Origin of the sequence: Henriciella mobilis (genome assembly GCF_003576285.1) — a bacterium.
Lineage (GTDB): Bacteria > Pseudomonadota > Alphaproteobacteria > Caulobacterales > Hyphomonadaceae > Henriciella > Henriciella mobilis.
Genome location: NZ_QWFX01000005.1, coordinates 314,218 through 340,317 on the forward strand (window position 1 = coordinate 314,218; position 26,100 = coordinate 340,317).

23 protein-coding genes are annotated in these 26,100 nt (G+C 63.9%); 18 read left to right on the forward strand and 5 right to left on the reverse strand.

From position 1 onward, the window contains the following. Window positions 1–17: 17 nt before the first annotated feature. From mreC to D1223_RS01565, 5 genes are all read left to right on the forward strand, one after another. Window positions 18–911 (forward strand): rod shape-determining protein MreC, encoded by an 894-nt coding sequence (gene mreC, locus D1223_RS01545; protein WP_119374646.1) that lies wholly within the window; start codon window positions 18–20, stop codon window positions 909–911. Further along, complete coding sequence (locus D1223_RS01550; protein ID WP_119374647.1) at window positions 912–1,478, forward strand: hypothetical protein; 567 nt, start codon at window positions 912–914, stop codon at window positions 1,476–1,478. It abuts the gene before it with no gap. Continuing rightward, window positions 1,475–3,397 carry a penicillin-binding protein 2 gene (mrdA, locus tag D1223_RS01555; protein ID WP_119374648.1) on the forward strand — a complete coding sequence of 641 codons (1,923 nt, stop codon included), beginning with the start codon at window positions 1,475–1,477 and terminating at the stop codon, window positions 3,395–3,397. The genes D1223_RS01550 and mrdA overlap by 4 nt, the downstream gene beginning before the upstream one ends. Then, window positions 3,397–4,569, forward strand: a complete 1,173-nt coding sequence (gene rodA / locus D1223_RS01560; protein WP_119374649.1) for a rod shape-determining protein RodA — start codon at window positions 3,397–3,399, stop codon at window positions 4,567–4,569. Before mrdA ends, rodA begins: the two co-directional genes overlap by 1 nt. An 81-nt stretch (window positions 4,570–4,650) precedes the next feature. After that, window positions 4,651–6,066: a sodium-dependent transporter gene (locus D1223_RS01565; protein ID WP_119374650.1), complete on the forward strand. Its 1,416-nt coding sequence runs from the start codon at window positions 4,651–4,653 to the stop codon at window positions 6,064–6,066. A 74-nt stretch (window positions 6,067–6,140) separates the two neighbouring features. Here D1223_RS01565 and pip read toward each other — a convergent pair whose 3' ends face one another. Continuing rightward, a complete protein-coding gene (gene pip, locus D1223_RS01570; RefSeq protein WP_119374651.1) occupies window positions 6,141–7,097 on the reverse strand; it encodes a prolyl aminopeptidase in 957 nt (318 codons plus the stop codon). A gap of 189 nt (window positions 7,098–7,286) precedes the next feature. Here pip and D1223_RS01575 point away from each other — a divergent pair, with 189 nt between their 5' ends. After that, window positions 7,287–7,850: a hypothetical protein gene (locus D1223_RS01575; protein WP_119374652.1), complete on the forward strand. Its 564-nt coding sequence runs from the start codon at window positions 7,287–7,289 to the stop codon at window positions 7,848–7,850. Window positions 7,851–7,874: 24 nt separating this feature from the next. Here the strand turns inward: D1223_RS01575 and D1223_RS01580 are convergent, their stop codons facing one another. Then, window positions 7,875–9,557, reverse strand: a complete 1,683-nt coding sequence (locus D1223_RS01580; protein WP_119374653.1) for a DUF262 domain-containing protein — start codon at window positions 9,555–9,557, stop codon at window positions 7,875–7,877. A gap of 116 nt (window positions 9,558–9,673) precedes the next feature. Here D1223_RS01580 and D1223_RS01585 point away from each other — a divergent pair, with 116 nt between their 5' ends. From D1223_RS01585 to D1223_RS01635, 11 genes are all read left to right on the forward strand, one after another. Then, the gene (locus D1223_RS01585; protein ID WP_119374654.1) at window positions 9,674–10,528 is read left to right on the forward strand and encodes a fumarylacetoacetate hydrolase family protein; all 855 of its coding nucleotides are present in this window, start codon (window positions 9,674–9,676) and stop codon (window positions 10,526–10,528) included. After that, entirely contained in the window at window positions 10,521–11,291 is a 771-nt protein-coding gene (locus D1223_RS01590) for a hypothetical protein (protein ID WP_147372639.1), read from the forward strand. The genes D1223_RS01585 and D1223_RS01590 overlap by 8 nt, the downstream gene beginning before the upstream one ends. Window positions 11,292–11,597: 306 nt before the next feature. Then, the gene (locus D1223_RS01595) at window positions 11,598–12,827 is read left to right on the forward strand and encodes an EAL domain-containing protein (RefSeq protein ID WP_119374656.1); all 1,230 of its coding nucleotides are present in this window, start codon (window positions 11,598–11,600) and stop codon (window positions 12,825–12,827) included. Window positions 12,828–12,874: 47 nt separating this feature from the next. Continuing rightward, window positions 12,875–13,729 carry a TIGR01459 family HAD-type hydrolase gene (locus D1223_RS01600; RefSeq protein ID WP_119374657.1) on the forward strand — a complete coding sequence of 285 codons (855 nt, stop codon included), beginning with the start codon at window positions 12,875–12,877 and terminating at the stop codon, window positions 13,727–13,729. Between the two features lie 55 nt (window positions 13,730–13,784). Then, entirely contained in the window at window positions 13,785–14,216 is a 432-nt protein-coding gene (locus tag D1223_RS01605) for a MaoC family dehydratase (protein ID WP_119374658.1), read from the forward strand. Between the two features lie 8 nt (window positions 14,217–14,224). Further along, on the forward strand, window positions 14,225–15,145 hold the full coding sequence (gene ribF / locus D1223_RS01610; RefSeq protein ID WP_119374659.1) for a riboflavin biosynthesis protein RibF: 921 nt from the start codon (window positions 14,225–14,227) through the stop codon (window positions 15,143–15,145). A 215-nt stretch (window positions 15,146–15,360) separates the two neighbouring features. Next, entirely contained in the window at window positions 15,361–18,414 is a 3,054-nt protein-coding gene (gene ileS, locus D1223_RS01615) for an isoleucine--tRNA ligase (protein ID WP_119374660.1), read from the forward strand. Next, on the forward strand, window positions 18,414–18,971 hold the full coding sequence (lspA, locus tag D1223_RS01620; RefSeq protein WP_119374661.1) for a signal peptidase II: 558 nt from the start codon (window positions 18,414–18,416) through the stop codon (window positions 18,969–18,971). The genes ileS and lspA overlap by 1 nt, the downstream gene beginning before the upstream one ends. Window positions 18,972–18,997: 26 nt before the next feature. Beyond that, window positions 18,998–19,465: a DUF3035 domain-containing protein gene (locus tag D1223_RS01625; protein WP_119374662.1), complete on the forward strand. Its 468-nt coding sequence runs from the start codon at window positions 18,998–19,000 to the stop codon at window positions 19,463–19,465. 52 nt (window positions 19,466–19,517) lie between these two features. Continuing rightward, window positions 19,518–20,885, forward strand: a complete 1,368-nt coding sequence (locus tag D1223_RS01630) for a M16 family metallopeptidase (RefSeq protein ID WP_119375240.1) — start codon at window positions 19,518–19,520, stop codon at window positions 20,883–20,885. Beyond that, a complete protein-coding gene (locus D1223_RS01635; RefSeq protein ID WP_119374663.1) occupies window positions 20,882–22,408 on the forward strand; it encodes a M16 family metallopeptidase in 1,527 nt (508 codons plus the stop codon). Before D1223_RS01630 ends, D1223_RS01635 begins: the two co-directional genes overlap by 4 nt. Before the next feature lie 61 nt (window positions 22,409–22,469). Here D1223_RS01635 and D1223_RS01640 read toward each other — a convergent pair whose 3' ends face one another. Continuing rightward, window positions 22,470–23,015, reverse strand: a complete 546-nt coding sequence (locus tag D1223_RS01640; protein ID WP_119374664.1) for a GldM family protein — start codon at window positions 23,013–23,015, stop codon at window positions 22,470–22,472. Window positions 23,016–23,136: 121 nt separating this feature from the next. On the opposite strand from D1223_RS01640, the gene mutL reads away from it, so the two are divergent. After that, entirely contained in the window at window positions 23,137–25,035 is a 1,899-nt protein-coding gene (gene mutL, locus D1223_RS01645; RefSeq protein ID WP_119374665.1) for a DNA mismatch repair endonuclease MutL, read from the forward strand. Window positions 25,036–25,195: 160 nt separating this feature from the next. Here mutL and D1223_RS01650 read toward each other — a convergent pair whose 3' ends face one another. Together D1223_RS01650 and D1223_RS01655 are read right to left on the reverse strand one after the other, a co-directional pair. Continuing rightward, window positions 25,196–25,561 carry an SH3 domain-containing protein gene (locus tag D1223_RS01650; protein WP_119374666.1) on the reverse strand — a complete coding sequence of 122 codons (366 nt, stop codon included), beginning with the start codon at window positions 25,559–25,561 and terminating at the stop codon, window positions 25,196–25,198. A 70-nt stretch (window positions 25,562–25,631) separates the two neighbouring features. Further along, a complete protein-coding gene (locus D1223_RS01655) occupies window positions 25,632–26,069 on the reverse strand; it encodes a VOC family protein (RefSeq protein ID WP_119374667.1) in 438 nt (145 codons plus the stop codon). Window positions 26,070–26,100: the final 31 nt, after the last annotated feature.

The following is a 26,100-nucleotide window of genomic DNA, read 5'->3' on the forward strand; positions in this document are numbered from 1 at the left end:
GGCCAGAAGGGACGTCCATGGCCCGTATGCGAGGAAAACGACTGAAGGGGCGCCCTCTGCGGCGCTACGCCCTTTTTGTTGCCCTCGCCGGCCTGTTCGGCATCCTGCTGCTGCAGACCTCTCCGCGACTCAGATCCATGATCGATCCGGCCCGCACCGTTGCGGCCGACCAGCTGGCAAGCTCCGCCCGGCCGGGCCTCTGGGACAGGATTACCGGCACATCGGCCCGTGAGGCGCGGATCCGCGAACTCGAAGCCGAGGTGCGCGAGCTCACCCGCTACCGTCAGGTCGCGATTTCGATGGCAGCCCGCCTCGAAGCCTATGAGGACATGCTCAACATCATGGGCGAGCCGCCCGTGCGCGGCGTGACGGCGCGCATCACCTCGGAAACAAACGGTCCCTTCCGCGAAGCCATCCTCGTCAATGCCGGCGCGATGCAGGGTGTGGAAGAGGGCGCTTATGCGGAGAATGAGGGCGGCCTGGTCGGCCGCGTCGTGCAGCTCGGCGAACGCTCGGCCCGCGTCCTGCTGGTGACGGACTTCAACTCCCGGGTTCCGGTCATGGGTGAGGCGAGTGGCATGCGCGCCATCCTCTATGGTGACCGTGACGATCTCGGCTCGCTGACGGACCTGCCGGAAAAGGGTGACTTCATCCTCGGCGAGCGGGTCCTGACCTCCGGCGAGGGCGGCATTTTCCCGCGTGGGATCGTGGTGGGCGAAGTGGTCCGCCGCGGCGGCGACCAGCGCGTCATCTTCAGCATGAACCGCGCGCCCGGCGGGTTCGTCCGTCTTATGCCGTCGATGAAAATTCCCCGGCCGGAAGACTTCCCCGTGGAAGAACCGGCTGACGAGACCGAAACGGCCGCTTCGGATGAGACTGAAAGTGGCGCGAGCAATCCGGGAGCGCCGTAGGTGGCCAAGACGCGTAACGCCCCTGACAGCCGTTTCGCCGGGATTGGCCGGCTCTGGCGGGAAGCCGGACCGACGACGCGCCTGACCGCCGGGACCCTGCTTGTGCTGGCCATCGGCCTGATCGGCCTGACTCCCAAGAGCGTCTTCGGCACCGAGCTGACCTGGCCTTATGCCGCGCTTGTAGCAGCCTTCGGCTGGGGCCGTAGCGGGCTTGCTTTCCGCCCGATGATCATTCTCGTCATCGTCGGCTTCGCACAGGATGTCAGTGCTTATGCGCCGCTCGGCTGCTTCGGTTTCATCAACCTGACGACATTCGGGCTCAGCGCACTGGTGCACCGTTCCTTTGACAGGGAGCGCTCGCCCGTCATCACCACGCTGTCGCCGATCGTGATCTATGCCATCGGGTTTGCGCAGGTCTGGCTGTTTGCCAGCTTCAACAGCAATCACATCGTCCAGATCGCGCCGATCATGCAGACCTTTGTCATAACCTATATCCTTCATATCATCATCGCGCCGGTCTTCGATCTCGGCCGCCGCGCGAGTCCAATTCCGGGGAGCAGGGCATGAGCCTCCCGTCAGAACACGATACCGATGTCCGCCTCAGCCGGCGGATCGTCACGGCAGGTGTTGCCGGCGGCGTGCTGTTCTCCGGCCTGATTGCACGGCTGGCGCAGCTGCAGCTTCTGGAGGGGCAGAAATACCAGAAGATTGCCGATGAGAACGGCGTCAAGCTGGAGCTGGCCCCGCCGCTGCGTGGCAATATCGTCGACCGGTTCGGCCAGCCGCTGGCCTCACACCGGCAAGCCGGGCGCGTATCCATCGTCCGCGAGCAGACCCCCGATCTCGATGCTTCGCTGCGTGAGGTGGCCCGTCATATCGACCTGCCGCCCGAGCAGCAGGCCCGCATCGCCCGTCAGGCGCGCCAGCAGGCCTCCTTCCAGTCGACCATCGTCAAGAATGAGCTGTCCTATGAGGACTTCGCGCGCATGTCGTTGCTGGCGGCCGAGATCCCCGGTGTCCAGGTCGATATGGCAACGACGCGGTCCTATCCGCGCGGGCGCGATCTCGCGCATGTGCTGGGCTATGTCGCCAAGGCGAGCGCCGATGATCTGTCGCGGCTGACAGAGGGGGCAACGCCGGAGGAAGCGGAGCTCCTGCGCAAGCTTTTCCGCCACCCGGACATGCGGACCGGGCGTTCCGGCGTCGAGCGCTATGCCGAGGAGTGGCTGCGCGGCGAACCGGGCTTCCGCCGGCTGGAGACCAATGCGGCGGGCCGGGTTATCCGCGAACTCGACAGTGATGATCTCGCGCCCACGCCGGGCAAGGATATCGGCCTGACCATCGATGCCGAACTCCAGCGCGCAGCGATCGAACGCTTCGGCGATGAGAGCGGCGCGGCTGTCGTGCTCGACATCGAGACTGGTGCCATCCTCGCCTTCGTCTCGACGCCGGCCTTCGATCCGAACGATTTCGTGAACGGCATCTCGCACGCCGACTATAATGCCCTGCGCGAGAATGACCGCTCGCCGCTCTACCACAAGGCCTATGACGGCACCTATCCGCCGGGCTCGACCTTCAAGATGGTGGTGGCAACCGCCGCGCTCGAAGCCGGGATCAATCCGGAGATGCGGGTGCACTGCAACCGCTACTACCACTTCGGCAACCGCACCTGGCACTGCTGGAAGAAGGGCGGGCATGGCTCGGTCAACATGCACTGGGCGATCAAGGGCTCCTGCGACGTCTATTTCTACGAAATCGCGCGCCGCGTTGGCGTCGAGCACCTCGCTGACGTGTCCAAGCGGTTCGGCTTCGGCCAGACCTGGGAACTGGGCATGACAGGCGGGCGCTCGGGCACGGTGCCGAATGATGAGTGGAAACGCCGCGCGCTTGGCGAGCCCTGGTATGAAGGCGAGACGCTGAACTACGGCATCGGCCAGGGTTACCTTTCCACAAGCCCGCTGCAGCTGGCGCTGATGTCGGCCCGGATCGCCGCGCGCGGCCGGCTGATCGAGCCTTACATCATTGGCGAGGGGCCACGCCCCGACAAGCCGATCCCTGACGCCGCCCCGCTGGACCCGGAGATGATGGACCGGATGAAGGCCGGCATGTACGGCGTGACATCCGAAGCGGGCGGGACGGCCTGGAGTTCCGGCGATCTCGGCCTGGGCGGACCGCGCCTTGCCGGCAAGACCGGGACGGCCCAGGTGCGCCGCATCACCGAGGAAGAGCGCCGCACCGGCGTGCTCAAGGGCGACCAGATCGCGCGCAAGCTGCGCGACCATGCCCTGTTTGTCTGCTACGCCCCGGCCGATGATCCGAAATATGCCGCCGCCGTCGTGGTCGAGCACGGCGAAGGCGGCTCGAGTGCGGCAGCACCGGTCGCGCGCGATATCATGGCGACGGCCATCCGCCGCGACTCCCGCCGGGCCGCCCGCTGGCAGACGGCCAGCGCGCCATCCATCATTACCAGCCGGGGGAACCAGTAGTGGCCCGGGCCGCGCGTGCTTCAGGGATCCGGTTTGAGGACCGCACGCTGGCCCAGACGCTCGGTGCGCTGCCCTGGGGGCTGATCCTGATGCTGATCAGCATGGCGCTGATCGGCACGGCGGCGCTCTACAGCTCGACCTATACCAACCCCGCAGAAGCCGCCCTTCCAGCGCGCCACGCCTTCCGCTTCTCGGTTGCACTGGCCCTGATGTTCGTCATCGCGCTGGTACCGCTCAAGGTCTGGCTGCAGGCGGCCTGGCCCGCCTATTTCGTGACATTGGCCATGCTCTTCGGGGTCGAGTTTTTCGGCGTAACTGGCGGCGGCGCAACGCGCTGGCTGCCGCTGGGGCCGATCAATGTGCAGCCCTCAGAGTTCATGAAGCTCGCCCTGACGCTGGCGCTGGCGCGCTACTATCACAACAATTTGCCCAATTCGAACGGGCGGTTCTTCATCCATCTCATGCCGCTCCTGATGATCTGCATCCCGGCGGCGCTGATCTTCAAGCAGCCGGATTTCGGCACCACGCTCGCCCTGTTCGCCTCCGGTGGCGTGCTGATCTATCTTGCCGGCCTCTACTATCGCGTGATTGCCGCCGTCGCCGTGACGGCGCTCGCCAGCATCTGGCCGGTCTACCAGTTCGTGCTGGAGGATTATCAGCGCGAGCGCGTCGACACCTTCCTGGCCCAGCTGACAGGGCAGGCGGTCAACACGCTCGACGATGGCTACCAGATCGAGCAGGCCAAGATCGCCATCGGCTCTGGCGGCTGGCAGGGACGCGGCTTCATGGAGGGCATCCAGGCGCAGCTCGACTACATCCCCGAACAGCATACCGACTTTATCCTGACCGTGATCGCCGAGGAGTTCGGCTTTCTCGGCGCGACGGGGCTGCTGCTGCTCTGGGTGATCATCCTGGTCTGGGGGCTGATTATCGCGCGCAGTTCCGCCAGCCTGTTCGGCCGGTTTGCGGCGGCCGGCTGTGTTGCGACGGTGGCCTTCTTCATCCTTTTCAACGTCGCCATGGTACTCGGGCTGGTCCCCGTGGTGGGCGTTCCGCTGCCGCTCATTTCCTATGGCGGTACGGTGATGTTCACGACGATGGCCTGTTTCGGAATCATCATGTCCGTGCATCTCGGCCGCGATGAGCGGCTGAGTTCGCAGGGGGTGATTTGACCTCTGCAGCGGTGCCGACGTTGACCTTTGTCCCGCGAAAGCTACTGTCCCGCGAAAATCATTCCATAAGGGGAGCAAAGTATGGAAATTGGCCGCAAGACTGAGACCTGGGGCTCGAAGTTTGGCTTCATCATGGCGGCCGTCGGCTCCTCGGTGGGGCTCGGCAATTTCTGGCGCTTTCCCTATACCGCTGGCGAGAATGGCGGCGGGGCGTTCATCGTTATCTATCTTCTCTGCGTCGCCTTTATCGGCCTGCCGCTCCTGATGGCGGAGTATTCGATGGGCCGGAAATCCGGCATGTCCGCGATCGAAGGTGTCCAGTCGCTGGCGCGCGCTGAAGGCAAGTCGCTGAACTGGGGCATTGTCGGCTGGGTCGGCACGATCACAGCGACTTTCATCCTCAGTTTCTACGTGGTGATTTCATCCTGGTTGATCGCTTTCACGCTGCAGGCGGTGCAGGGCAAATTTACCGGCATGAACGCTGAGGCGTCTGGCCAGAATTTTGAAGATCTAATCGGCATCGGGGCCCACCCGATGGCGTCCAAATGGTACATCCTTGCGCTGCTCGCCCTGTTCCTTGCCGCCAATGTCTGGATCGTCGGCAGAGGTGTCAAAGGCGGGATCGAGCGCGCAGCGACTGTCCTCATGCCCGCCTTCTTCATCATGCTGGTCGTGGTGGTCGGCTTCGCAATCGCGAATGGTGATGCAGCTGCGGCGGCTGAATTCCTTCTGACGCCGAAATGGGAAGATGTCGGCTTCAACACCTTCCTCGAAGCTATCGGCCAGGCCTTCTTCTCCATCGGTATCGGTGTCGGCCTGATGATCACCTATGGCGCCTATCTCTCTCGCGACACGAACATTCCGCGCGCCTCCGGCATCGTGGCGGGATCTGACACGACGGTCGCGCTGATTGCAGGCTTTGCGATCTTCCCGATCGTGTTTGCCGCCGGTCTCGACCCGGCGGGCGGGCCGAGCCTGTTCTTCGTCTCGATGCCGGTTGCCTTCGGCTCGATCCCGGGGGGTGAGCTCATGGCGGTCGTCTTCTTCGGCCTCGCCCTGTTTGCGGCATTCACCTCGTCCATTTCCCTGATGGAGGTTTCGGTGTCATGGCTCGAGGAGCGTCAGGGCGTCACCCGGTTTGGCGCGGCGCTCGGCATGGGCGTGATCCTCTTCGTCGTCGGTGCAGCCTATGTCTTCTCGCTCGACTATCTCGACTTTGTCGACTTCCTGACCGGCAACCTCCTGCTGCCGCTTGGCGGACTGCTCGCGGTTATCTTTGCCGGCTGGATCCTGTCGCGCGACATGATGACGAGCGAGATCGGCGAAGGCACGATCATGAATGTCTGGCGCTTCCTGCTGCGCTGGCCCGTGCCGCTCTTCCTCGCCTTCATCCTGTTCTTCGGCTTTTTCGACAAGATCCAGCAGCAATACAATGTCCAGCTGCCGGGCTTCATGACAGCGCTGCTGGGCCCGAACAATGAGCTGCCGGCGGAATAGGCGAGGCCGTCTTGCAGAAATGAAAAAGGGCGCCCAGAGAGGCGCCCTTTTTGATTGCGTCTGGTGCGCCGGCCTTACCCGAACAGCTTGCCGAACGTCCGCGTCGCGCGGATGAGCTGGTCGACGATGCTGCTGTCGAGGCTGGAATGGCCGGCATCGGGCACGATGTGCAAACTGGCGTCGGGCCAGACCTTGGTCAGCGCCCAGGCCGTCGCCAGCGGGGTGACCACGTCATAGCGCCCATGCACGATGATGCCGGGCACGCCTTTCAGCTTCTCCTTTGCCTTCTTCAACAGCCAGCCATCTTCCGGGAAGAAACCCTTGTTGACGAAGTAGTGGCATTCGATGCGCGCAAAGGCGTCGGCAAAACTGTCTTCCTCAAAACGCGCCGGGCGTGAGGACGGCCCCTGGATCGAGATCGTCTCACCTTCCCAGCAGGCCCAGGCCTTGGCGGCTTCGGTGCGGGCCTTGCGGTCCTCACCGGTCAGGCGGCGGTGGAAGGCGTGCAGCAGGTCGCCGCGCTCTTCCTCGGGGATGGGGGCGATGTAGCGGTCATAGGCATCCGGGAAGAGGCGGCTGGCCCCGTCCTGGTAGAACCACTGGATCTCGGCTTCGGTGATCAGGAAGATCCCGCGCAGGATCAGGCCGTGGACGCGGTCTGTGTGTTCGACGGCATAGGACAGGGCCAGCGTCGAGCCCCAGGAGCCGCCGAAGACAACCCACTTGTCGATGCCGAGCATCTCCCGGATCGCTTCCATGTCGCTGACCAGCGCCCACGTGTCGTTTTCCTCGAGTTCCGAATGCGGGGTCGACCGGCCGCAGCCGCGCTGGTCGAACAGGATGATCCGGTAAATGTCGGGATCGAAGAAGCGCCGCATTTCCGGGCTAGACCCGCCGCCAGGGCCGCCATGAACGGCAATTACAGGCAAACCATTGGGATTGCCTGATTCCTCCCAATATATTTCATGTATATCAGAAACACGCATTCTGCCTGTTTTCCGGGCTTCCAAAGGCGGATAAAGCTTCAACATTCACTAACCTTATTCATGTCGTCTTCACTTTCTGCAGCTCCTATATCCGTCATAGTCATGAACGTGCTAGTGAGTTACTGTAAACCTTCTACCCACAGGGTGGAGCGAAACGGGGCAAGTCGACCGCATATGATGAAAACACTCGCATGCGCAGCAATGCTCACTCTTTCCGGGTGCGCGACCGTATCGATGGTTTCCCAGGATGCCCTGGTCGAAAGTGAGCAGACAGTCGAGAGCTCAGCGCTGGCCGAATCGGCAAAGGCGTTCAACACGCGCGCCGAAGCGCAGGGCTGGATTGGCGAGCCACGCGGCCTGATGGATTTTGCCAAGGTCCTGTTTGGCGGCGAGAATGGCGATACCGATACCAAGTCCGGCACCTATGCCGACCGGATTTCCGCATCCGAAGGTGAGCCGGCCGAAGTGTACGAAACGATTTCGTCGGATACCGCATCCGCGCGCCGGGCTTTCACCGAAGTCGGCGATCTCGCGCAGACCCTGCTTGATGAGGGTGATGTGACGCGCAGTGACCTGATCAATTTCGAAACCGCGCTGGTTACAGCGCAGAAATGCTATCGCGGCTTTTCCGAAGCCGTCGGTCTCGTGGCCGCACGCGACCGCAGCGGCCTGGATGAGACCGAGACGGCGCTGAGTGCCTTTGCGGCCGAAATCGACACTGCGCGCAAGACGGCCGACAAGCTGGCCGATGCCTATGCCAGCGACAGCGAGCCAACCGAGGACGCTGCCGCCAGCTAGCCAGGAAGGCCGCCGCGCCGCGGCCTAGTCATCCAGCGCTGAGAACCATTCATCCATCAGGATGTCGACGAGTTGCTCGGTGCGTGCCCGCACGTCTTCCGGCGTCCAGGTATTGCGATGGCGCAGGTCTTCGGTCAGCGCGAAGACCCGGGCGCCGCTTTCGAAGAAAATCCGTTTCTTTTCCCGGAAATCCAGCCGGTCGGCCTGGTGATTGATGCGCTGGGGCACGATCACGAAATTGCCGAGCGTCTCGCACAGCTCGCGCTGGACCTGGGTGCGCGGCCAAGTGGCATGCCAGTAGGACTCTTCCGGCACCGAGCGCGGGAGCACGTGCTCGACGGTCGCATCGTCCTCCAGCGTGATCATCTCGCCATTCTCAAGGGCGGCGTTTGTCCTGAGCGCCATGGCGCGGCGCTGCCCGAAAGTGGCGAAGCGGCCGGTCATGCGCTCGCGGACCTTTTTCTGCTCATCCTTGGCAAAGCGCAGCGGGCTGCTCCGGTCGAAGAGCGGCTTGTCGCCCTGGATCAGCTGGGTGAGCTTCTGGTAGCGCTTCTGGCGCGCACTGGCGGTGGTGAAGTGCAGCATCATCGCATAGGCCAGCCGCTCCAGCATCTGGAAGAATTTAAGCGCCTGCTCGCCATCGTCGGGATGCTTGTAGAGATAGGCGACCGCCGGGACCTGCCACAGGCGGTGGTCGAGCAGCCGCAAATGGTTGAGCGGCGCCCGGATGGCTTCAGTGAGCGGTCCGAAATCCGGATCGCCTTTCAGGACGATGCGATACGCCTCGACATAGCGCGGCAGCTCGTCATCGACAAAAGTTCGTGAGTCGACCTTCGACAGCACGACCTTGGCGAAGACATTGGCCGTCTTGCCCTTGGTGTTGCGGCCATAGAGCTGGCGGATGATGTTGAGCAGGTCGTCCAGGCCGCCGCCGCCGAGCTTGGCTTCATGCTCCAGCCATTCGCGCGCATAGCGGCTCGCTTCGGCCTGGTCGAAATTGGCGTGCTGCAGGATTTCCGTCTTCACGATGTCATGGCTGTTGGGGGCCTTGCCGCGCGTATTGAGCACGCGGAACACCTCATAGCCGCCATCCCAGTCCGGCACGCCGACGCGGACCAGCACGACCCGGTCGCGAATGGTCTCGAACAGCGTCCGCCGGGTGGCCTCGCCCAACTCCTCCAGCTCCTCGTGAAGGAAGGCGAGGTTCTTCTGCATCACCTCATGGTTGGACTCGTCGGAGGCGATGAGGTCGCGGCGCAGCGTCGCGCCCTCGGCCTGAATGGCTTCACGGAAGAAGGGGTTGTCGACATCATTCAGCGTCAGGCGCCAGGCGGCGCCTTCGCCCAGCATGGTGCGGTCGGAATCGCCGATCAGGGCGTGGATTTCGGCCTTGCGGACGGGATCGGTTTCCAGGTCGCGCATCATGGCGAGGATCATGGTCAGCGTGGTGAGGCGCTGCTGGCCGTCGACGACCTGGTAGGTGTTGTCTTCCATGCGCACCAGCACGATCGCGCCAATGAAGTGATAGCGGCCATTCTCGGTCGCGTTGAGAAGATCGTCCAGCAGTTCGCGGACTTCATTCTCTTCCCAGGAATAGCTGCGCTGGTAAGGCGGCATCTTCAGCTGGCTGCCGGGCGAGAGAATGTCGGACAGGGCGCATTCTCGCGCCCGGATACCCGAGTCCGACCTTGGCGTTTCCGATCCCATTGAATTCCTCGTTGGACTTTCTAGACGTATGCGCCATTCACTAGACCTGCTGACCGGCCGAATACACTCTTTGTTCGGATGATTTCAGGCAGGTGTGTCAGGAGGGCAACGCAAACATGAAGTGGCTGAACTTTGAAATTGACGGCGTATTGCATTGTGGTGCGTTGGAAAACGGGCAGGTTGCACCTCTGCAGCAGGGCTGCCTGAGCCAGGTTCTACCGGACCTGGACAGCAAAAAAACAGCAGTCCGCAAGGACGACGCCATTGCCATTTCGGATGTGACGCTTCGCCAGCCGGTCATCCGGCCCGGCAAGATTCTCGGGATCGGTCTCAACTACGCCGCGCATGCCGCCGAGAGCGTCAGCATCATCCGCCGCGACCAACAGAAAGCCCAGATCTGGTTCAACAAGCAGTCGACGGCGGCGAACCGGCCGGGCGGGGCGATCCATCTGCCGCGCGTTTCGGAACAGCTCGATTACGAGGCCGAACTCGTCGTCATCATCGGCAAGACCGGCCGGCATGTCCCGGCGGAGCGGGCCATGGAGATCGTCGCCGGGTTCGCCTGCGGCAACGATATCTCGGTGCGGGACTGGCAACGCGCCAGCCAGACCATGATGATGGGCAAGGGGTTTGACACGCATGCCCCGTTCGGCCCGTGTCTTGTCACTCCCGATGAAGTTGGTGACCTCGCCGGGCTCGCCATTCGCGGCTACGTCAATGACGAGCTTCGCCAGGAGGGTGTTCTCGGCGACATGATCGCTTCGGTGCCTGAGCAGATCGCCCACCTGACCACGGCGTTCACACTGGAGCCAGGCGATGTGATCTTCACCGGGACGCCGGCGGGCGTCGGCGCCGGGCATACACCGCCAAAATGGCTGAAGGCCGGGGACCGGCTGCGCGTGGACATCGAAAATGTCGGCATACTTGAGAACACCGTAGTCGATGAACCGGAGACCGCACGTCTTGGTTAGGGGCGTGGCCGGTCTGGCCGTAGCGCTTTGGCTGGCGGCCTGCTCGGGCAGCACTGGGCCGGACCCGCAGGAGTCCGAACCGCCGCCGCGCCCGGCCATATCGCCGGCAGATTTTGCGCTTCTACCCTGCGGTACAGGGAGTGGGCGCCCCTGCGCGCTGGTCCTTGCGGGCGGCAAGCGCCTGATGTTTGGCGCGCCGGCCGGTGCAGGCAGCCAGGCTGAACCGGATGACCTTGCTGGCCTCGACGCGCTGTTCCTGTTTTCCGTCCACCCGCTCGATATTGAAGGCGTCGACGAGATCCGTAATCGGGGCTGGCGGGCCGGGCGGGCAGACGCGCTCGCCGTCGCCGGGCCGGAGGGTGCCGGCGCGCTGGTTGATGGCCTCAACGCAGCCTATGAGCAGCCCGATGCCATCAGTTTCATCGAGGATGGTGCACCGGCTGGCGGTTTCGACGCCGCGCTGCTGTCGCATGGCGGTGACGTCACGCAGGACGCGCTCATCTATGACAGCGGAGACCTGAAGGTGCGCGCGGCAGCCGGCATGACCGGACAGATCACCTACCGCATCCGCTATCGCGACCTCGATGAGGCCTGGCACGATGTCGTGCTGCGCCCGTGCGGCGGCGGCCCGGCTGGCGAGGATGCCGGTGGCGCGCGCGTTCAGGATAGCCTCTTGATTGGATGTGCAGGCGAAGACGCCGGCGCGCCAGACCATGCCTGGCCGCTGGATCGCGTTATCTTTGCGACAAGATCAGACCGCTGAAAAAAGCAACGGGGTCCCGCAATGAAGCGGAACCCCGGTCTCCCCCGAGACGCCCCCGTCCGGCCAAGTAGGCCGCGGACTTCCAGGCGGCGGGTCTTGCGCTATTTCTATCGGTGATCAGGCCCAAGTCAAACGGGTTGTACCGGCAATCTGCGCCCGTTCGCGAAAGTGTGTCATGTAAGTCACGCTGTGGATGCAACTGCCTGCAACATTGGCAACGAGCCCAAATCAGGCCTAATGCTACGAATTCGTTAACTCTTGGCAGGCATTTGTTAAGGTTCAGCGAATGACGGGGCTGACTGAATTATGATTGGCGTACTGTTCATCTTCTATATGGCGCTTGGTACGGCGCTCGGCCTGGGACTGTACACCTATCTGGGTGTCGGGATCCCGCTGGCCGTCGGCCTTGGCGCCGTCCTGACCGTCGTCCTCGGCCAGCTGCACCTGCTGATCGCGCACGTCTCCAAGACTGCGGAAACTGATGAGAAGCTGGAACGGATCGAGCGCGCCAATGCCGCCACGCGTGAGCGCATGGACATGGTCGAGGCGCGCACCGAAAGCGTCGAATCGACCCTGAAGCATGAACTGACCGAGCGCCGCGATGCGCTGGTCAGCGAGATGCGCCAGCTGGAAGGGCTGATCGACCGCCTGTCGAAGAGTTTCGAATCGAAGCTCGACGAAACCGTCGACAAGAGCGAGATGCGCCCGCAGGAAGATGCGGTGCTGCGCACGGTGAAAGCCGCCCTCCAGGATGGCCGCGTCGACCTGCACCTGCAGCCCATCGTGTCGCTGCCCCAGCGCCGGGTTGCCTTCTATGAAGGCTTCACGCGCCTGCGCCGCCCGGACGGCTCACTGATCCTGCCAGCCGAATTCCTCGATGCGGCCCGCCGGGCCCGCCTGATGGGCGTCATCGACAACATGCTCCTCTTCCGCTGCGTGCAGATCGTGCGCCGCCTGTCGGAGCGGGACCGCCGCGTCGGTGTGTTCTGCAACATTTCGGCGAACTCGCTGACGGACCCGCATTTCTTCCCGCAATTCCTCGAATTCATGCGGGAAAACCGCGACCTGGCCGGGGCGCTGATCTTCGAAATCCCGGCGGACCGCTTCGAGAATCGCTCGCGGGAAATGCGCGAGGGCATGGAAAAGCTGACCGCGCTCGGATTCCGCTTCTCGATCGATCATGCCTCCGATCTCGGTCTCGACCTGCCACGCCTGCAGGATGCCGGGGTCCGCTTCGTCAAGATGAATGGCGGCGAGCTGATCGACCAGCTGCGTAACCCGTCCGGCCCGCGCCCAATCTCCAACGTGCAGCGCTCGGTCGATGGCGAGGAGGTCTCAGCTGTGTGCTCGCGCTTTGGCGTAACGCTCATCGCCGAGAAGCTGGAAGAAGAGGTCAGCGTCGTCGAAATCCTTGAATTCGATGTCCCCTATGGTCAGGGACATGTCTTCGGCGCGCCCAAGCCGATCAAGTCCTCCCTGATGGAAGCCACAGCCCCGCCGGCCGAGTTCATCGCCAAGCTGGGGGCTTTCGGCTGATGCAGGCGGTGTTTGACCGCACCGGTGCGCCCCAGTACTGAGCGGCCATGACACGACCTGAGCATCCCGCCGGCCTCGCCGCCATCGCGCATGATTACGACACGATCCTCTGTGATGTCTGGGGCGTGATCCACAATGGCCGGCGCGCCTTTGACGACGCCTGCGAGGCCCTGGCGAAATTCCGGGCGGGGGGCGGCACGGTCGTTCTGATCACCAACGCGCCGGTGCCCAAGGCGCAGGTCGTCTCCTACTTCAAACCCATCGGTGTGCCGGACGACTGCTTCGACGACTGCGTCTCTTCCGGCGATGCGACGCGGGCGGAGCTCTCGCGGCGCCGCCACGAAAAGATCTGGCGCCTTGGCGTCGATGCCGGCTGGGAACGCGACCAGTTTCTCTACAAGGGCCTCGACCTCGATTTCGTCGAGCCGGATGAAGCCGACACGCTGCTCTGTATCGGCCTGCGCGACCAGGTGAATGACGATCCGGAAGACTATCGCGCGCTGCTAAAGCAGGGTGTCGACCGGGACCTGCCGATGATCTGCGCCAATCCCGACATCAAGGTGCGCATCGGGGACCAGCTTGTCTGGTGCGCCGGCGCGCTCGCGGCGATCTATGAGGAAGAGGGCGGGCGCGTCATCTATCCGGGCAAGCCGCATCCGACGATCTACAACCTCGCCATCGAGCGCGCGTCGGAGATACGCGGCGAGAAACCGGCACGGGTCCTGTGCATCGGCGACAGTCCTGGCACAGACATGAGAGGCGCCGCCCGGCAAGGCTATGATGCGCTCTATGTGGGGACGGGGCTGGCCGAACATGGTGATGATTTCGAGGAAGAACTCGCCACCCTGCTTGACCAATATGAAACCAGTGCGCGATACGCATTGCCCGCCTTGAGGTGGTGACGCAGCGGCTGTGGCATTGTAACAGACAGCGGCTTTTTGATTCGGAGACGGGCAGATGAGTGCCAAGGACGGCTACAAATTCGAGGATCTGAGCGTCGGGATGGCGCATGAGACGACCCATACGATCACAGAGGAGGACGTCGTCCTCTTCGCGAAGGTCTCGGGCGACCACAATCCGATCCACATGGACGAAGAGTTCGCAAAGAAGACGCCCTTCGGCCAGCGTATTGCGCATGGCGCGCTGACCGCGTCCTACATTTCGGGCATTCTTGGCAATGACCTGCCGGGCCCGGGCTCGATCTTCACCCATCTGGAAATGCGCTTTCGCCGGCCGGTCTTCATCGGCAGCACGGTCATCGCGCGCGCCGAGATCACCGAAATGATCGAGCGGGGCAATCGCGTGACGCTGAAGATCACCTGCTCGGTGGATGACAAGGTCGTCGTCGGCGGCGAGGCCAAGGTCATGGTGCCGAGCCGGGAAGATTAGGAGCGCTGATGGCGGTTCACGCCGGTTATTCGGACATGCCTGAAAGCGCGCGCGGCTATTCGGTCGCGCTCGGCAATTTCGATGGGGTGCATCCGGGCCACCGCGCCGTCATCGATGCCGCCCGGATCGATGCGCATCCGCTGGGTGTGGCGACCTTCGAACCGCCGCCCCGCGCCTATTTCCGCCCGAACGACCCGCCTTTCCGGATTTATCGCCCGGCCCGGCGCAATGCGCGCCTGATCGAGCTCGGCGCCGATGCGGTGTTCGAGCTGCCCTTCAATAGCGACATGGCGGGCATGACGGATGAGGAATTCTGCCGCCGTGTCCTGCATGAGGGGCTAGGCGTGGCGCATGTCGCGGTCGGCTTCGATTTCCGTTTCGGCCGCGGGCGCATGGGCGATGCAGCGCGCCTGTCATCGCTCGGCCGGTCGCTGGGCTTCGACGTCACCATTGTCGAGAAGGTCGAAGGCCCGGATGCCGCGAAGGCGTCGTCGACCGGCATCCGAGAAGCGCTGATTGCCGGCGATCCGCAAAAGGCCGCGGCCATGCTGGGTCATGCCTGGATCGCGGACGGCACGGTCGAGCGCGGCGAACAGCGCGGCCGCACCATCGGCTTTCCGACAGCCAATCTGCATCTCGGTGAGCTGATCCATCCGCGCCATGGCGTCTATGCGGTGCGCGCGCGGATCGACCGGACGGGCGACTGGCTGCCCGGGGTCGCCAATTTCGGCCGCACGCCGACCACCGGCATTCGCGATCCGCTGCTGGAGACGTTCATCTTCGATTTCGAGCGCGATATCTACGGCCACTTCATGGAAGTCGAGCTGCACCATTTCCTGCGCCCGGAGCTGCATTTCCCTTCGCTTGAAGAGATGGTCGAACAGATGAAGAAGGATAGCGCGGACGCAAAGCGCCTGCTCGCGGGTTGAGCCTCGCGCCTGCGACAGCTTGCGCCGGAAGGATGACAGGCGCAAAGCCCTCTGCTAGAGCCTCACGCCATGACGAATCAGGCAAGCATCTGCATCATTCGAATTAGCCGCCCGGCTTGGCGGTGAGCGGTCTCGGGTCACGAGCCGTCACGCGGAGCCGGGATAAACCCCATTGCACCTTTAGATGACATTGCTGGTTCGAGACTGATCACACCATGAACGACGACACCAAGACGGCCACGGGCAACGACTATCGCGATACGCTGTTCCTGCCGAAAACCGAATTTCCCATGCGCGGCGGCCTGCCCAAGGCGGAGCCGAAATGGATCGCCCGCTGGGACGAGATGCGCCTGTATGATCGCATGCGCGAGGATGCCAAGAAGCGCGGCGCCAAGCCCTTCATCCTGCATGACGGCCCGCCCTATGCGAACGGCCCGATCCACCTTGGCACCGCGATGAACAAGATCCTCAAGGACCTTGTCGTGCGGGGCCACCAGATGCTGGGCTATGACGCCTCCTACATCCCCGGCTGGGATTGCCACGGCCTGCCGATCGAATGGAAGGTGGAAGAGGAGTTCCGCGCCAAGGGCCGCACCAAGGACGATGTGCCGGGCGACGAGTTCCGCCGCGCCTGCCGCGCCTATGCCGAAAAGTGGATCGAGGTCCAGAAGCAGGGCTTCCGCCGCTGCGGCGTCGAGGGCGACTGGGACCATCCCTACCTGACAATGAATTACGAGTCCGAAGCCGCCACGGTGCGCGAATTCCTGCGCGTCGCCATGTCCGGCCGGCTCGTGCGCGGCTCCAAGCCGATCATGTGGTCGCCGGTGGAGCGCACCGCGCTGGCGGAGGCGGAAGTGGAATATCACGACCGCAAGGTGCCGGTGATCTGGGTGAAGTTTCCGGCTGTCGGTTTCGGACACAGCGAAGACTGGACTGCTGAGCAAAGGGCCAAGATCAAAGAGTTTCTAAACGTGTACGCAGAGCTGGTGGACGGTTCTAATCCGCCCAAAATCAAAGCTGCTTCCGTTGTCATCTGGACGACGACCCCATGGACAATTCCGGCCAACCAGGCCGTCTGTTTTAATCCGGCGATTTCATATGGACTGTATGAAGTCGAGGCGGTGATGAGTGAAGAGGAACTCGGGTTCAAGCCGTTTGCGACTGTGGGGGAACGGCTCATCCTTGCTGACGCTCTGGCAGAGAGTGTTATGGATTCGGCGAAAATTGCCGGCTTTCGGCGGCTGGCCGATGTGCCGCCAGAGTTCTTGCAGACGTTCACGCTTCAGCATCCGCTCGCCAGCCTGTCCAACTTCTACAAACACGACATCCCGATGCTCGCCGGCGACCATGTCACCGACGATGCCGGTACCGGTTTTGTGCACACGGCGCCCGCGCATGGCGAGGACGACTTCCTCGTCTGGATCGCCAGCGGTCACACCGCCAGCGACATCCGTGACATCGTCAATGAGGACGGCGTCTATGAGCATCCGGACCTGCCGGACGCGCTGCAGGGCCTCGACATCATCCGCACCTCGGGCAAGAAGCGCGGTGAGCAGGGCAAGGCGAACCCCGAAGTCATGCGCCTGCTGACAGAGGCGGGCAATCTCCTCTCGCGCGGTGTGACCACCATCCGCGACGCCCATTCCTGGCGCTCGAAAGCCCCGGTCATCCGCCGGGCGACGCCGCAATGGTTCATCAGCATGGACAAGCCGGGCGCCAACGGCTCCGCGCCGCTGCGCGAGCTTGCCCTGAAGGCGCTTGAGGACACGGGCTTCACGCCGCCATCCGGGCGCAACCGGATCACCTCCATGGTCGCCGACCGGCCCGACTGGCTGATCTCGCGCCAGCGCAACTGGGGCGTACCGATCACGCTGCTCGTCAGCCCGGACGGCCAGCCGCACACCTATGCGCTGCCTGAAGACAAGGCGAACGAGGTCAACAAGCGCATCCTCGATGCGATCGCCGCCGAAGGCGTTGAGGCGTGGTTCTCTGCCGATGCCGCGACATTCCTCGATGGTATCGCCGACCCGGCCGGCTGGGAGAAGGTCACCGATGTACTCGACGTCTGGTTCGATAGCGGTACGACGCATGCCTTCACCCTGCGCGACCGCGGCATCATCGATGAGAATTCCGGCCAGGCAGATGTCTATCTCGAAGGCTCCGACCAGCATCGCGGCTGGTTCCAGTCCTCGCTGCTCGAATGCTGCGCGACGCGCGGCATGGCGCCCTACAAGCAGGTCGTCACCCACGGCTTCATCGTCGATTCCGAGGGCAAGAAGATGTCGAAGTCGCTCGGCAATACGGTCGAGCCCGAACAGGTCGCCAACCAGTTCGGCATCGAGATCCTGCGCCTGTGGACGGCGAGCTCGGACTTCACCGAAGACCTGCGCATCTCCGATGATATCCTGAAGACGAATGCCGAAAGCTATCGCCGCCTGCGCAACACGCTGCGCTACCTGCTCGGCGCGCTGGATGGTTATAGCGAGGCCGAAGCGGTCGATCCGGCGGACATGCCGGGCCTTGAGCGCTGGGTGCTGCACCGGCTGGCCGAGAGCGACGCGCTGGTGCGCAAGTCTTACGAGACGTTCGACTACAAGCGCATCATGTCCGCCATGCTCAACTTCTGCGGCGTGGACCTGTCGGCGATCTATTTCGACATCCGCAAGGACAGCCTCTATTGCGACGCGCCGTCGGACAATCGCCGCAAGGCAGCCCGCACGGTGATGAGCCTCGTGCTCGAGCGGCTGGTCACATGGCTCGCGCCCATCATGCCGTTCACCACGGAGGAAGCCTTCCTGATGAGCCAGTTTGCCGGCCGGGCCGACAGCGTCCACCTGCTGACCTTCCCGGACACGCCGAAGAGCTGGCTGGACAGCGCCCATGCCGCGCGCTGGGAGAAGATCTTCAAGGTCCGCCGCGTCGTCACCGGCGCACTGGAAGTCGAGCGCCGCGAGAAGCGGATCGGCGCCTCGCTGGAGGCCTCCCCGGAGGTCTATATCGAGGACAAGACGCTGATCGACGCCTTCGAAGGCGAGAGCCCGGCTGACCTCTTCATCACGTCCGGCGCGAAGCTGGTCCATGGCGAAGGCCCGGCGGATGCCTACCGGCTCGAGGATACGCCCGGTGTTGCTGTGGTCCCGGCCAAGGCCAGCGGCGTGAAATGTGCGCGCAGCTGGAAGTATTTCGACCCGGCGACAGCCGATCCGGACTTCCCGGACATCACACCGCGGGATGCAGCCGCCGTGCGCGAGCTGAGAGGGGCTGCCTGATGGCGGGGCCGGGTGACCGGAAGCTCTGGCTGGCGCTGATCGTCTTCGTGATCGTCGCCGACCAGCTGACCAAGCTGGCGATCCTCTCGACGCCCGCCTTCAATGCGATCGACTGCCTCGATGTCACGGTGCCGTGCGGGCAGATCGAACTGTCATCGGTGTTCGACCTGACCATGCTCTGGAACCGGGGCATCAGTTTCGGGACGTTCCAGTCTGACGGCCTGATGCGCTGGGTGCTCGTCCTCGCGACGAGCGGCATTGCCAGCGCCTTCATTTACTGGCTGCTGCGGGCCGAGCGCTGGCTGACGGCGCTGTCGCTGGCCCTGGTCGTCGGCGGGGCGATCGGCAATCTCATTGACCGCGTGCGCTTCGGTGCCGTGGTCGATTTCCTGGATTTCTCCGGCCCGTGGTTCGGGGCGCATATCGCCAGCTGGCCGGTCGGATTTCCATGGGTTTTCAATATCGCGGATGCGGCAATAACTGTCGGCGCGGTCTTGCTGTTTCTCGATCAGTTTTTAATGTCGCGGCACAGCCCCGATGGTAAAGAAGGGGCCTGAGTGCCTGGTTTTAAGTGAGGACGCCAATGAGACGAGCTTTTGTGACGATGTCGGCGATGGGGGCGATCCTTGCAGCGGTCGGTTGTGTCGGTGGCGGCACGACTGGCCCTGACGAGTTCCGCGTGGTCACCAAGGCCCCGCTTTCGATTCCGCCTGAATACAGCCTGCGTCCGCCAGCCGCCGGGACCTCCGTTCCCGCCGAGGCCGATCCGAGCCGCGCACCCGTTGCCGCAGCCTTCGGGACGAGCATCGGCCAGAATGCCAGCGCCGCCGAGCGCGCCCTTGTCTCGGCGGCCGGAGCCAATGCCGTCAGCCCGACCATCCGCGCGATGGTCGACTATGAGGAGGCCGGTACCGTTCGCAAGTCGCGTGAGGATGCCGACCAGATCCTTTCCTATAGCGGCGACGGCCCCGTGGCAGACAGTGCCACAGGCGATGGCGAGGTCTCGATCAGCAGCGGCAATCCGGACCGAGTGAAACTGCCAGGGACCTGAGGCCGAGGCACCACGCACTGACATTGACCAGACTGAAAACCGGAGAATGATGATGAGAGCATATCTTGCGGGGGGTCTGGCGGCGGTCGCCTTCACGGCCAGCCCCGCCTTTGCGGATACGGCTGAAGCCGAATGGGCGCCAGCCACGTTTGAACTCGACAACGGGATGGAAGTCGTGGTCCTGCCGGATCATCGCGCGCCGGTTGTCACGCACATGGTCTGGTACAAGGTCGGCGCCGTCGATGAAGATCCGGGCAAGTCCGGCATCGCGCACCTTTTCGAACACATCATGTTCAAGGAAACCGACGATCTCGGCCCTGGCGAGTTCGACAATATCGTCTCGCGCCTGGGCGGGCAGAACAATGCCTTCACCTCCTGGGACTACACCGCCTATTACGAGCGGGTCGCCAAGCAGCATCTCGAGAAGATGATGGAGCTTGAGGCCGAACGGATGACCGACCTCATCATTAATGATGATCCGGAAGGCCCGTTCATCTCCGAGCGCGACGTGGTCAAGGAAGAGCGCCGCCAGCGCATCGACAACAATCCAGGCGTAATCCTGCAGGAGCAGGTGATGAGCGCGCTCTATCAGGACCACCCCTACAACATCACCGTGATCGGCAAGATGGAAGAGGTCAGCGCGCTGACCCCGGAGGATGGCCTCAACTTCTATCGCAAATGGTACACCCCGTCCGAAGCCGTGCTGGTCGTCGCTGGCGATGTGACGCCGGAAGACGTGCGCATCATGGCCGAGAACACCTATGGCCAGATCGAGGTTACCGAGACTGAAACCCCCACGCGCGGCTGGCGGCCGGTCGAGCCGCTCGCCGAGACGCAGCTGCTGACCCATAGCGACCCGAAGGTCCGCCAGCCGAACTGGCAGCGCTGGTATCTCTCCACCTCCTATCAGGAAGACAAGGAGATGGCCTACGCGCTGGACGTCGCACTCGACGTGCTGGGCGGCGGGCGCACCAGCCGGCTTTATCAGGCGCTGGTCGAGGACCAGAAGATCGCTGTCAGCGCCTCCGCTGGGGCCTGGCTATCGCTGCATGACACCGCCCCGGCCATCCTGTCGGCGTCGCCGTCCGATGGCGTCAGCCTGGACGATCTGGAAACCGCCTATATGGCGGTCGTCGCCGATGTGCTGGAAAATGGCTTCACCGAGGAAGAGGTCGAGCGTTCGCGCAACTCGCTCGCGGCGAGCTCCATCTACCAGCGTGACAGCCAGCAAAGCATGGCCAACACCTATGGCAGCACGCTCGCGATTGGCGGCACGGTCGAGGATGTCCTGTCCTATCCGGACGACATTCGCGCGGTGACAGCCGAAGACGCGATTGCCGCGCTGCGCACCGTGCTCGGCGAGGACAGGAACTATATCGAGGCCCACTTGCTGCCGGCCGAAGAGGAGGGTGATCAATGAGAATCACTGTGAAACCGCTTTTCGGCGCAGCCGCTGCGGCGGCCCTGCTGCTGGCCGCCTGCGAGACCGTCCCGGCCACCGATACGGCCCTGGATGACACAGGCGCCGCCGAGGCCGCACCTGCTGAACCGGCCGAAATGGTTGTTGAGGTTCACGAAGGCGACTTCGCCACGATCCAGCAATTCGTCACGCCAGGCGGTGTGTCGGTATGGCTGGTCGAGGAGCCGTCCATCCCGATCCTGTCGCTGCGCATGGCCTGGGAACAGGGCGAGGCGAGCGATCCGGAAGGCCTGGAGGGGCTGACGTCGGCGCTCGTCTACCAGATGAACGAAGGCGCCGGCGATCTCGATTCGCTCGCCTTCGCGACCCGCATGGAAGAGCTGAACATGAGCTTCGGCTGCGGCTCCGACAGCGAGACCGTTTACTGCTCGGCCAGCATGCTCACCGACAATGCCGATGAGGCGATGGACCTCGTCGCGCTGGCCATGAATGAGCCGCGCATGGATGAAGGCCCGTTCGAACGCTTCCGCCGTGAGCAGCTGATCTCGCTCAAGACGCGTGAGACAAGCCAGCAATACCTGGCCCGCCGTGCGCTGGAACAGGCGCTTATGCCGGACCATCCCTTCGCCCGCGAGACCTCCGAAGAGAGCATCAATGCCCTCACCCCTGAGCTGGCGCTCGCCCGCAAGGACGAGGTCATGGTCAAGGACGGCATGTGCGTCACGGCGGTCGGCGCGATGTCTCCGCAGGAGCTCGCCCCGCTGATCGACGAGGCGGTCGCCGGCCTGCCGGCCACTTCCGATGAAACGCCGATCGAGGATGTCGACCTGCGCGACCCGCTGGAGGCGCCGCTGGTCGTTGATCTGCCGCAGCCGCAAAGCCTCGTCATCTTCGTCGGCAAGGGCCCGGCGCGAGACGATCCGGACTTCTTCCCCGCCTATGTGCTGAACTACACCTTTGGCGGCGGCGGTTTCGAAAGCCGTCTGATGAAGGATCTGCGCGTCGAAAAGGGCCTGACCTACGGCGTCTATACCGGGCTCGACACGGGCGACCATCTCAATTTCTGGCAGGGCGGCGGCTCGACCAAGAATGAGAGCGCCGGCGCCTTCATCGAGGGCCTGAGGACCGAGATGACCGACATTGCCGAGAACGGCGTCACCGAGCAGGAGCTTGAAGACGCGAAGGCCTATCTCACCGGCTCCTATCCGCTTTCCTTCGACAGCAATTCCAAGATCGCGGGCAATCTGATGAGCGTGCGCCTGGAAGACCTCGGCATCGACTATCTCGACCGCCGCAATGCGCTGGTCGAGGCCGTCACGCTTGAGGATGTGAACCGGATTGCGGCGGAATATCTGCAGCCGGACAACTTCACCTACATCGTGGTCGGACAGCCCGAAGGCATCGAGGAAACGGCGAGCCTGCCGGACCCGGAGGATGAGGAAATCTCGCTCGACGATGCGGGTGACCAGGAAGAGCACAATTCCGAAGAGACCGAAGCCTTCCCGGACCCCGATCACGGCTGACCGGCTCACGGCTGAAACTTCAAAAGGGCAGCCCCATATGGCTGCCCTTTTTTGTTCCGGCTTACCTGATCTTGAACACCAGCGTATTGGCCTGGCGGCTTACATCATCGCCCTCGCAGCGCACTCTCACATTGTCGAAGTAATAGATGTCGCCAGGCTTGGCCCGCTGGACCAGTTGGCTGGCTTGCGAGGTATAGCGCGCGCCGGGGTTCTGCACCTCGACCGGGTCCTGGCGCCTTGGCACGTAGACCAGGTTGAAGCCCACGACGTCACAGCTCGCCTCGGCGTCATTGGCGGGCGTCGCGATCAGCCCGCCCTGCGCCTTGAACTCGCCATTTCCCATGGATCCGCCGAGTGAGCGGGAGAGGGTGGCGATGACATCGCCGGTGTAGGGGCCTTCATCGGCTTCCGGCGGGGCTGGCTCAGCGTCGGCGGGTTCATCTGCCTCTGCGGGCGGCCTCAGGTCGACAGGGCCGTCGGTCCCGGCCTCCCCGGAGTCCGGCCCGGATGCGGTCATCCCTGCCATGGACAGGACACGGTCTCCGAACATGTGGCCGGCAAGGAATGCCGCGAGCAGCAGTACGACAACGACAAGGAATGTTTTCATGACAACCTCCTCCCAATGATGCGACCTCCAGCGTGGACCTTATAGCTATACACAGCAAGGGCAGGCGCCGGATGGTTCAGGCAGTGCCAATGCCCGGCCAAGCCTGATAGACTGGACGTCCATGCCTGATTCTGCCCGTCTTCCTTCCCGGCCTGTGATCCGCCAGCTGCCGCCTGACGCCGTCAACCGCATCGCGGCTGGCGAAGTCGTCGAGCGCCCGGCGGCCGCCGTGAAGGAGCTGGTCGAAAATGCGCTCGACGCCGGGGCGACCCGGATTGCGGTCACCATCGAGGATGGCGGCCTGAAACGCATCCTGGTCGAGGATGATGGCTGTGGAATGAGCGCCGATGACATGCTCATGGCGCTCGAACGCCATGCCACGTCAAAGCTGGCGCCGGGCGAGGATGGCCGCATCGACCTCCTCAACATTCACACGATGGGCTTTCGCGGGGAGGCGCTGCCCTCCATCGCCAGTGTCTCGCGCATGACGCTGACCTCGAAGCCGGACGGCGAGGATGCTTCTGACGTGTTCGTCGAGGCGGGCCGTATTGAAGGGCCGAAACCGGCCGCCTGGACCGGACGCAGCGATAGCGGCACGCGCATCGAAGTGCGAGACCTCTTCCACGCCACGCCCGCGCGGCTGAAATTCATGAAGTCCGAGCGCGCCGAGAGCATGGCCGTGACCGACGCCGTCAAGCGCCTCGCCATGGCGAATGCGAACGTCAGCATCTCGCTTGAGAGCAATGGCCGCACCGTCTTCCGCTATGCCGCTCATGCGCCGACAGCAGAGGGTCATCTCGAACGTCTCGGCGCGATCATGGGCCGGGAGTTCCGTGAGAATGCGCTGGCCATCGAGGCTGAGCGCGATGGCGTGACCTTGTCGGGGTTTGCCGGCCTGCCGACGCTCAACCGCGGCAATGCGCAGTACCAGTTTCTGTTCGTGAACGGACGGCCTGTAAAAGACCGTATGCTGACGGGTGTGATCCGCGCGGCCTATCAGGACTTCCTGGCCCGCGATCGCCATCCTATGGCCGCGCTGTTTGTCGATTGTGACCCGGAACTCGTCGATGTGAACGTCCACCCGGCCAAGACCGAGGTGCGCTTTCGCGATGCCGGCAATGTGCGCGGGCTGATCATCGGGGCGCTACGCCATTCGCTGGCCGCGGCCGGACACCGCGCCAGTACGACGGTTGCGGGCTATGCGCTCGGCAAGATGCAGGGCGAGGAGGCCCGCCCAAAGGATCAGCCGCTGCCCCAGCCATCGGTCTGGGACCGGTCCAGCCTGTTCCGGGAGAGCTATGGTGCCGCGCCGCCGCGCCCGCAGCCCTCAGCCGACTGGCAGCCTGCTCCGCCGGCGCCCGGTTTTGCCGAACAGGGTGAGCGCTACGATGCGCCCTCGGCGCGGGTCGAGGCCGAACCGGAGGCACCGCAGGGCGATTTCCCGCTCGGCGTTGCGCGCGCGCAGCTGCACGCGACCTATATCGTCACCCAGACGAAGGACGGCATCGTCATTGTCGACCAGCACGCCGCGCATGAGCGGCTCGTCTATGAGCAGATGAAGGCGCAGATGGCCGCCGATGGCGTGAAGCGCCAGGCACTGCTGATCCCGGAAGTGGTTGAGCTGGCCGAGGATGAAGCCAATCGCGTGCTGGAGCGCGCCGACGAGCTCGCCGAAATGGGGCTCGAGATCGAGGCGTTCGGGGCAGGGGCTGTCTGCGTGCGGGCGACCCCGGCCCTGTTCGGCAACATGGATGCCGCCGGCCTCATCAAGGACCTGGCCGACGATTTCGCGGAATATGAGGAAGGCCTCGCCCTGAAGGAGCGGTTCGAGGATGTCATGGGCAACATGGCCTGCCGCGGCGGAGCGGTGCGCGCGGGCCGGCGTCTCAATGCAGACGAGATGAATGCCCTGCTGCGCCAGATGGAAGCCACGCCCTATTCCGGCCAGTGCAATCATGGCCGCCCGACCTATGTCGAGCTGAAACTCGCCGACATCGAAAAGCTTTTCGGGCGGCGCTAGGTCCTGCCCCGACTCTCTCCAGAGGGGGGGAGTTGTGTCGCATTCAGGTGAAACATCGCGTAGCCCGCATGGTGAGCGAAGTCGAACCATGGGCGGGCTCAGGAACGGTGATGTGAGCGCCCCCTCCCCTCTTGGGAGGGTCGGGGCGGGGCCCTTCGCCTTATTCCACCCGGGAGAAGATCAGCGGCGTGCAGGTGCCCTCGGTGATCCGTTCGACCTTCAGCGTCAGCGTCTCGCCGGTAGCTGGAACCGGGCTGACATATTCGGACGGAACGTACATCTCCTCGCCGCCCGGTCCTTCGACCATGGCGCCGTCCTCATCGGACTCGATGACCGTGACCTCAATGATGTCGGTCTCATAGCTGCACGGCCCGCCGACGATCATGCCGCCCTCGGCCTCATAGTCGACGCGCGCGTCTTCTGCCGGCGGATTGGGGGCAACCGTGTCCTCGCCGGGCAGGTCTGGCTCGCTGCCGCCGCACGCGGCGAGGAACAGGGCAAGGGCAGGAAGGATGGCAAGGCGCATGGGGCTGTCTCCGGGCTGGGCAGCGAAGCCTACACGGTTGCAGCGCCAGCGCAATCTGCCGCCAGCTGGCTCACGTCTTGCGGAATTCGGCGCCCTCGGCCAGCACGCCCTTGCCGGGCACATGGTTCACCTCGCCGCGAATGCCGTCCGGATCCTCGAACAGGACCGAATAATAGCCGGGCGCCCAGGGGCCATCCTCCGGGGCGTGGACAATCGTCCCGCCAAGCGATTTCACCAGCGCATGGACCTCATCGACCGTCTCGCGGTTCTTTGCGCGGAAGCAGTAATGGTGCAGGCCGCAGCGCCACTGGTCGGCCCGCGTGCCGGCCTTGTCCGGCGGAGGACGGCGTATGCCGAGCGCGGTGCGCGCACCGACGCAGTACAGGATGTCCTCGTCGTCCTGGATGATGCCGAGCCCCATGGCCGGTAGCAGGCCGCGATAGAAGGCGGTGGACTTTTCAAAATCGCCCGCCGTGATGATGACATGTGCCATGCCGCTGATGTCCATGGTCTCCCTCCTCATGGTCCTGGGTCACGAC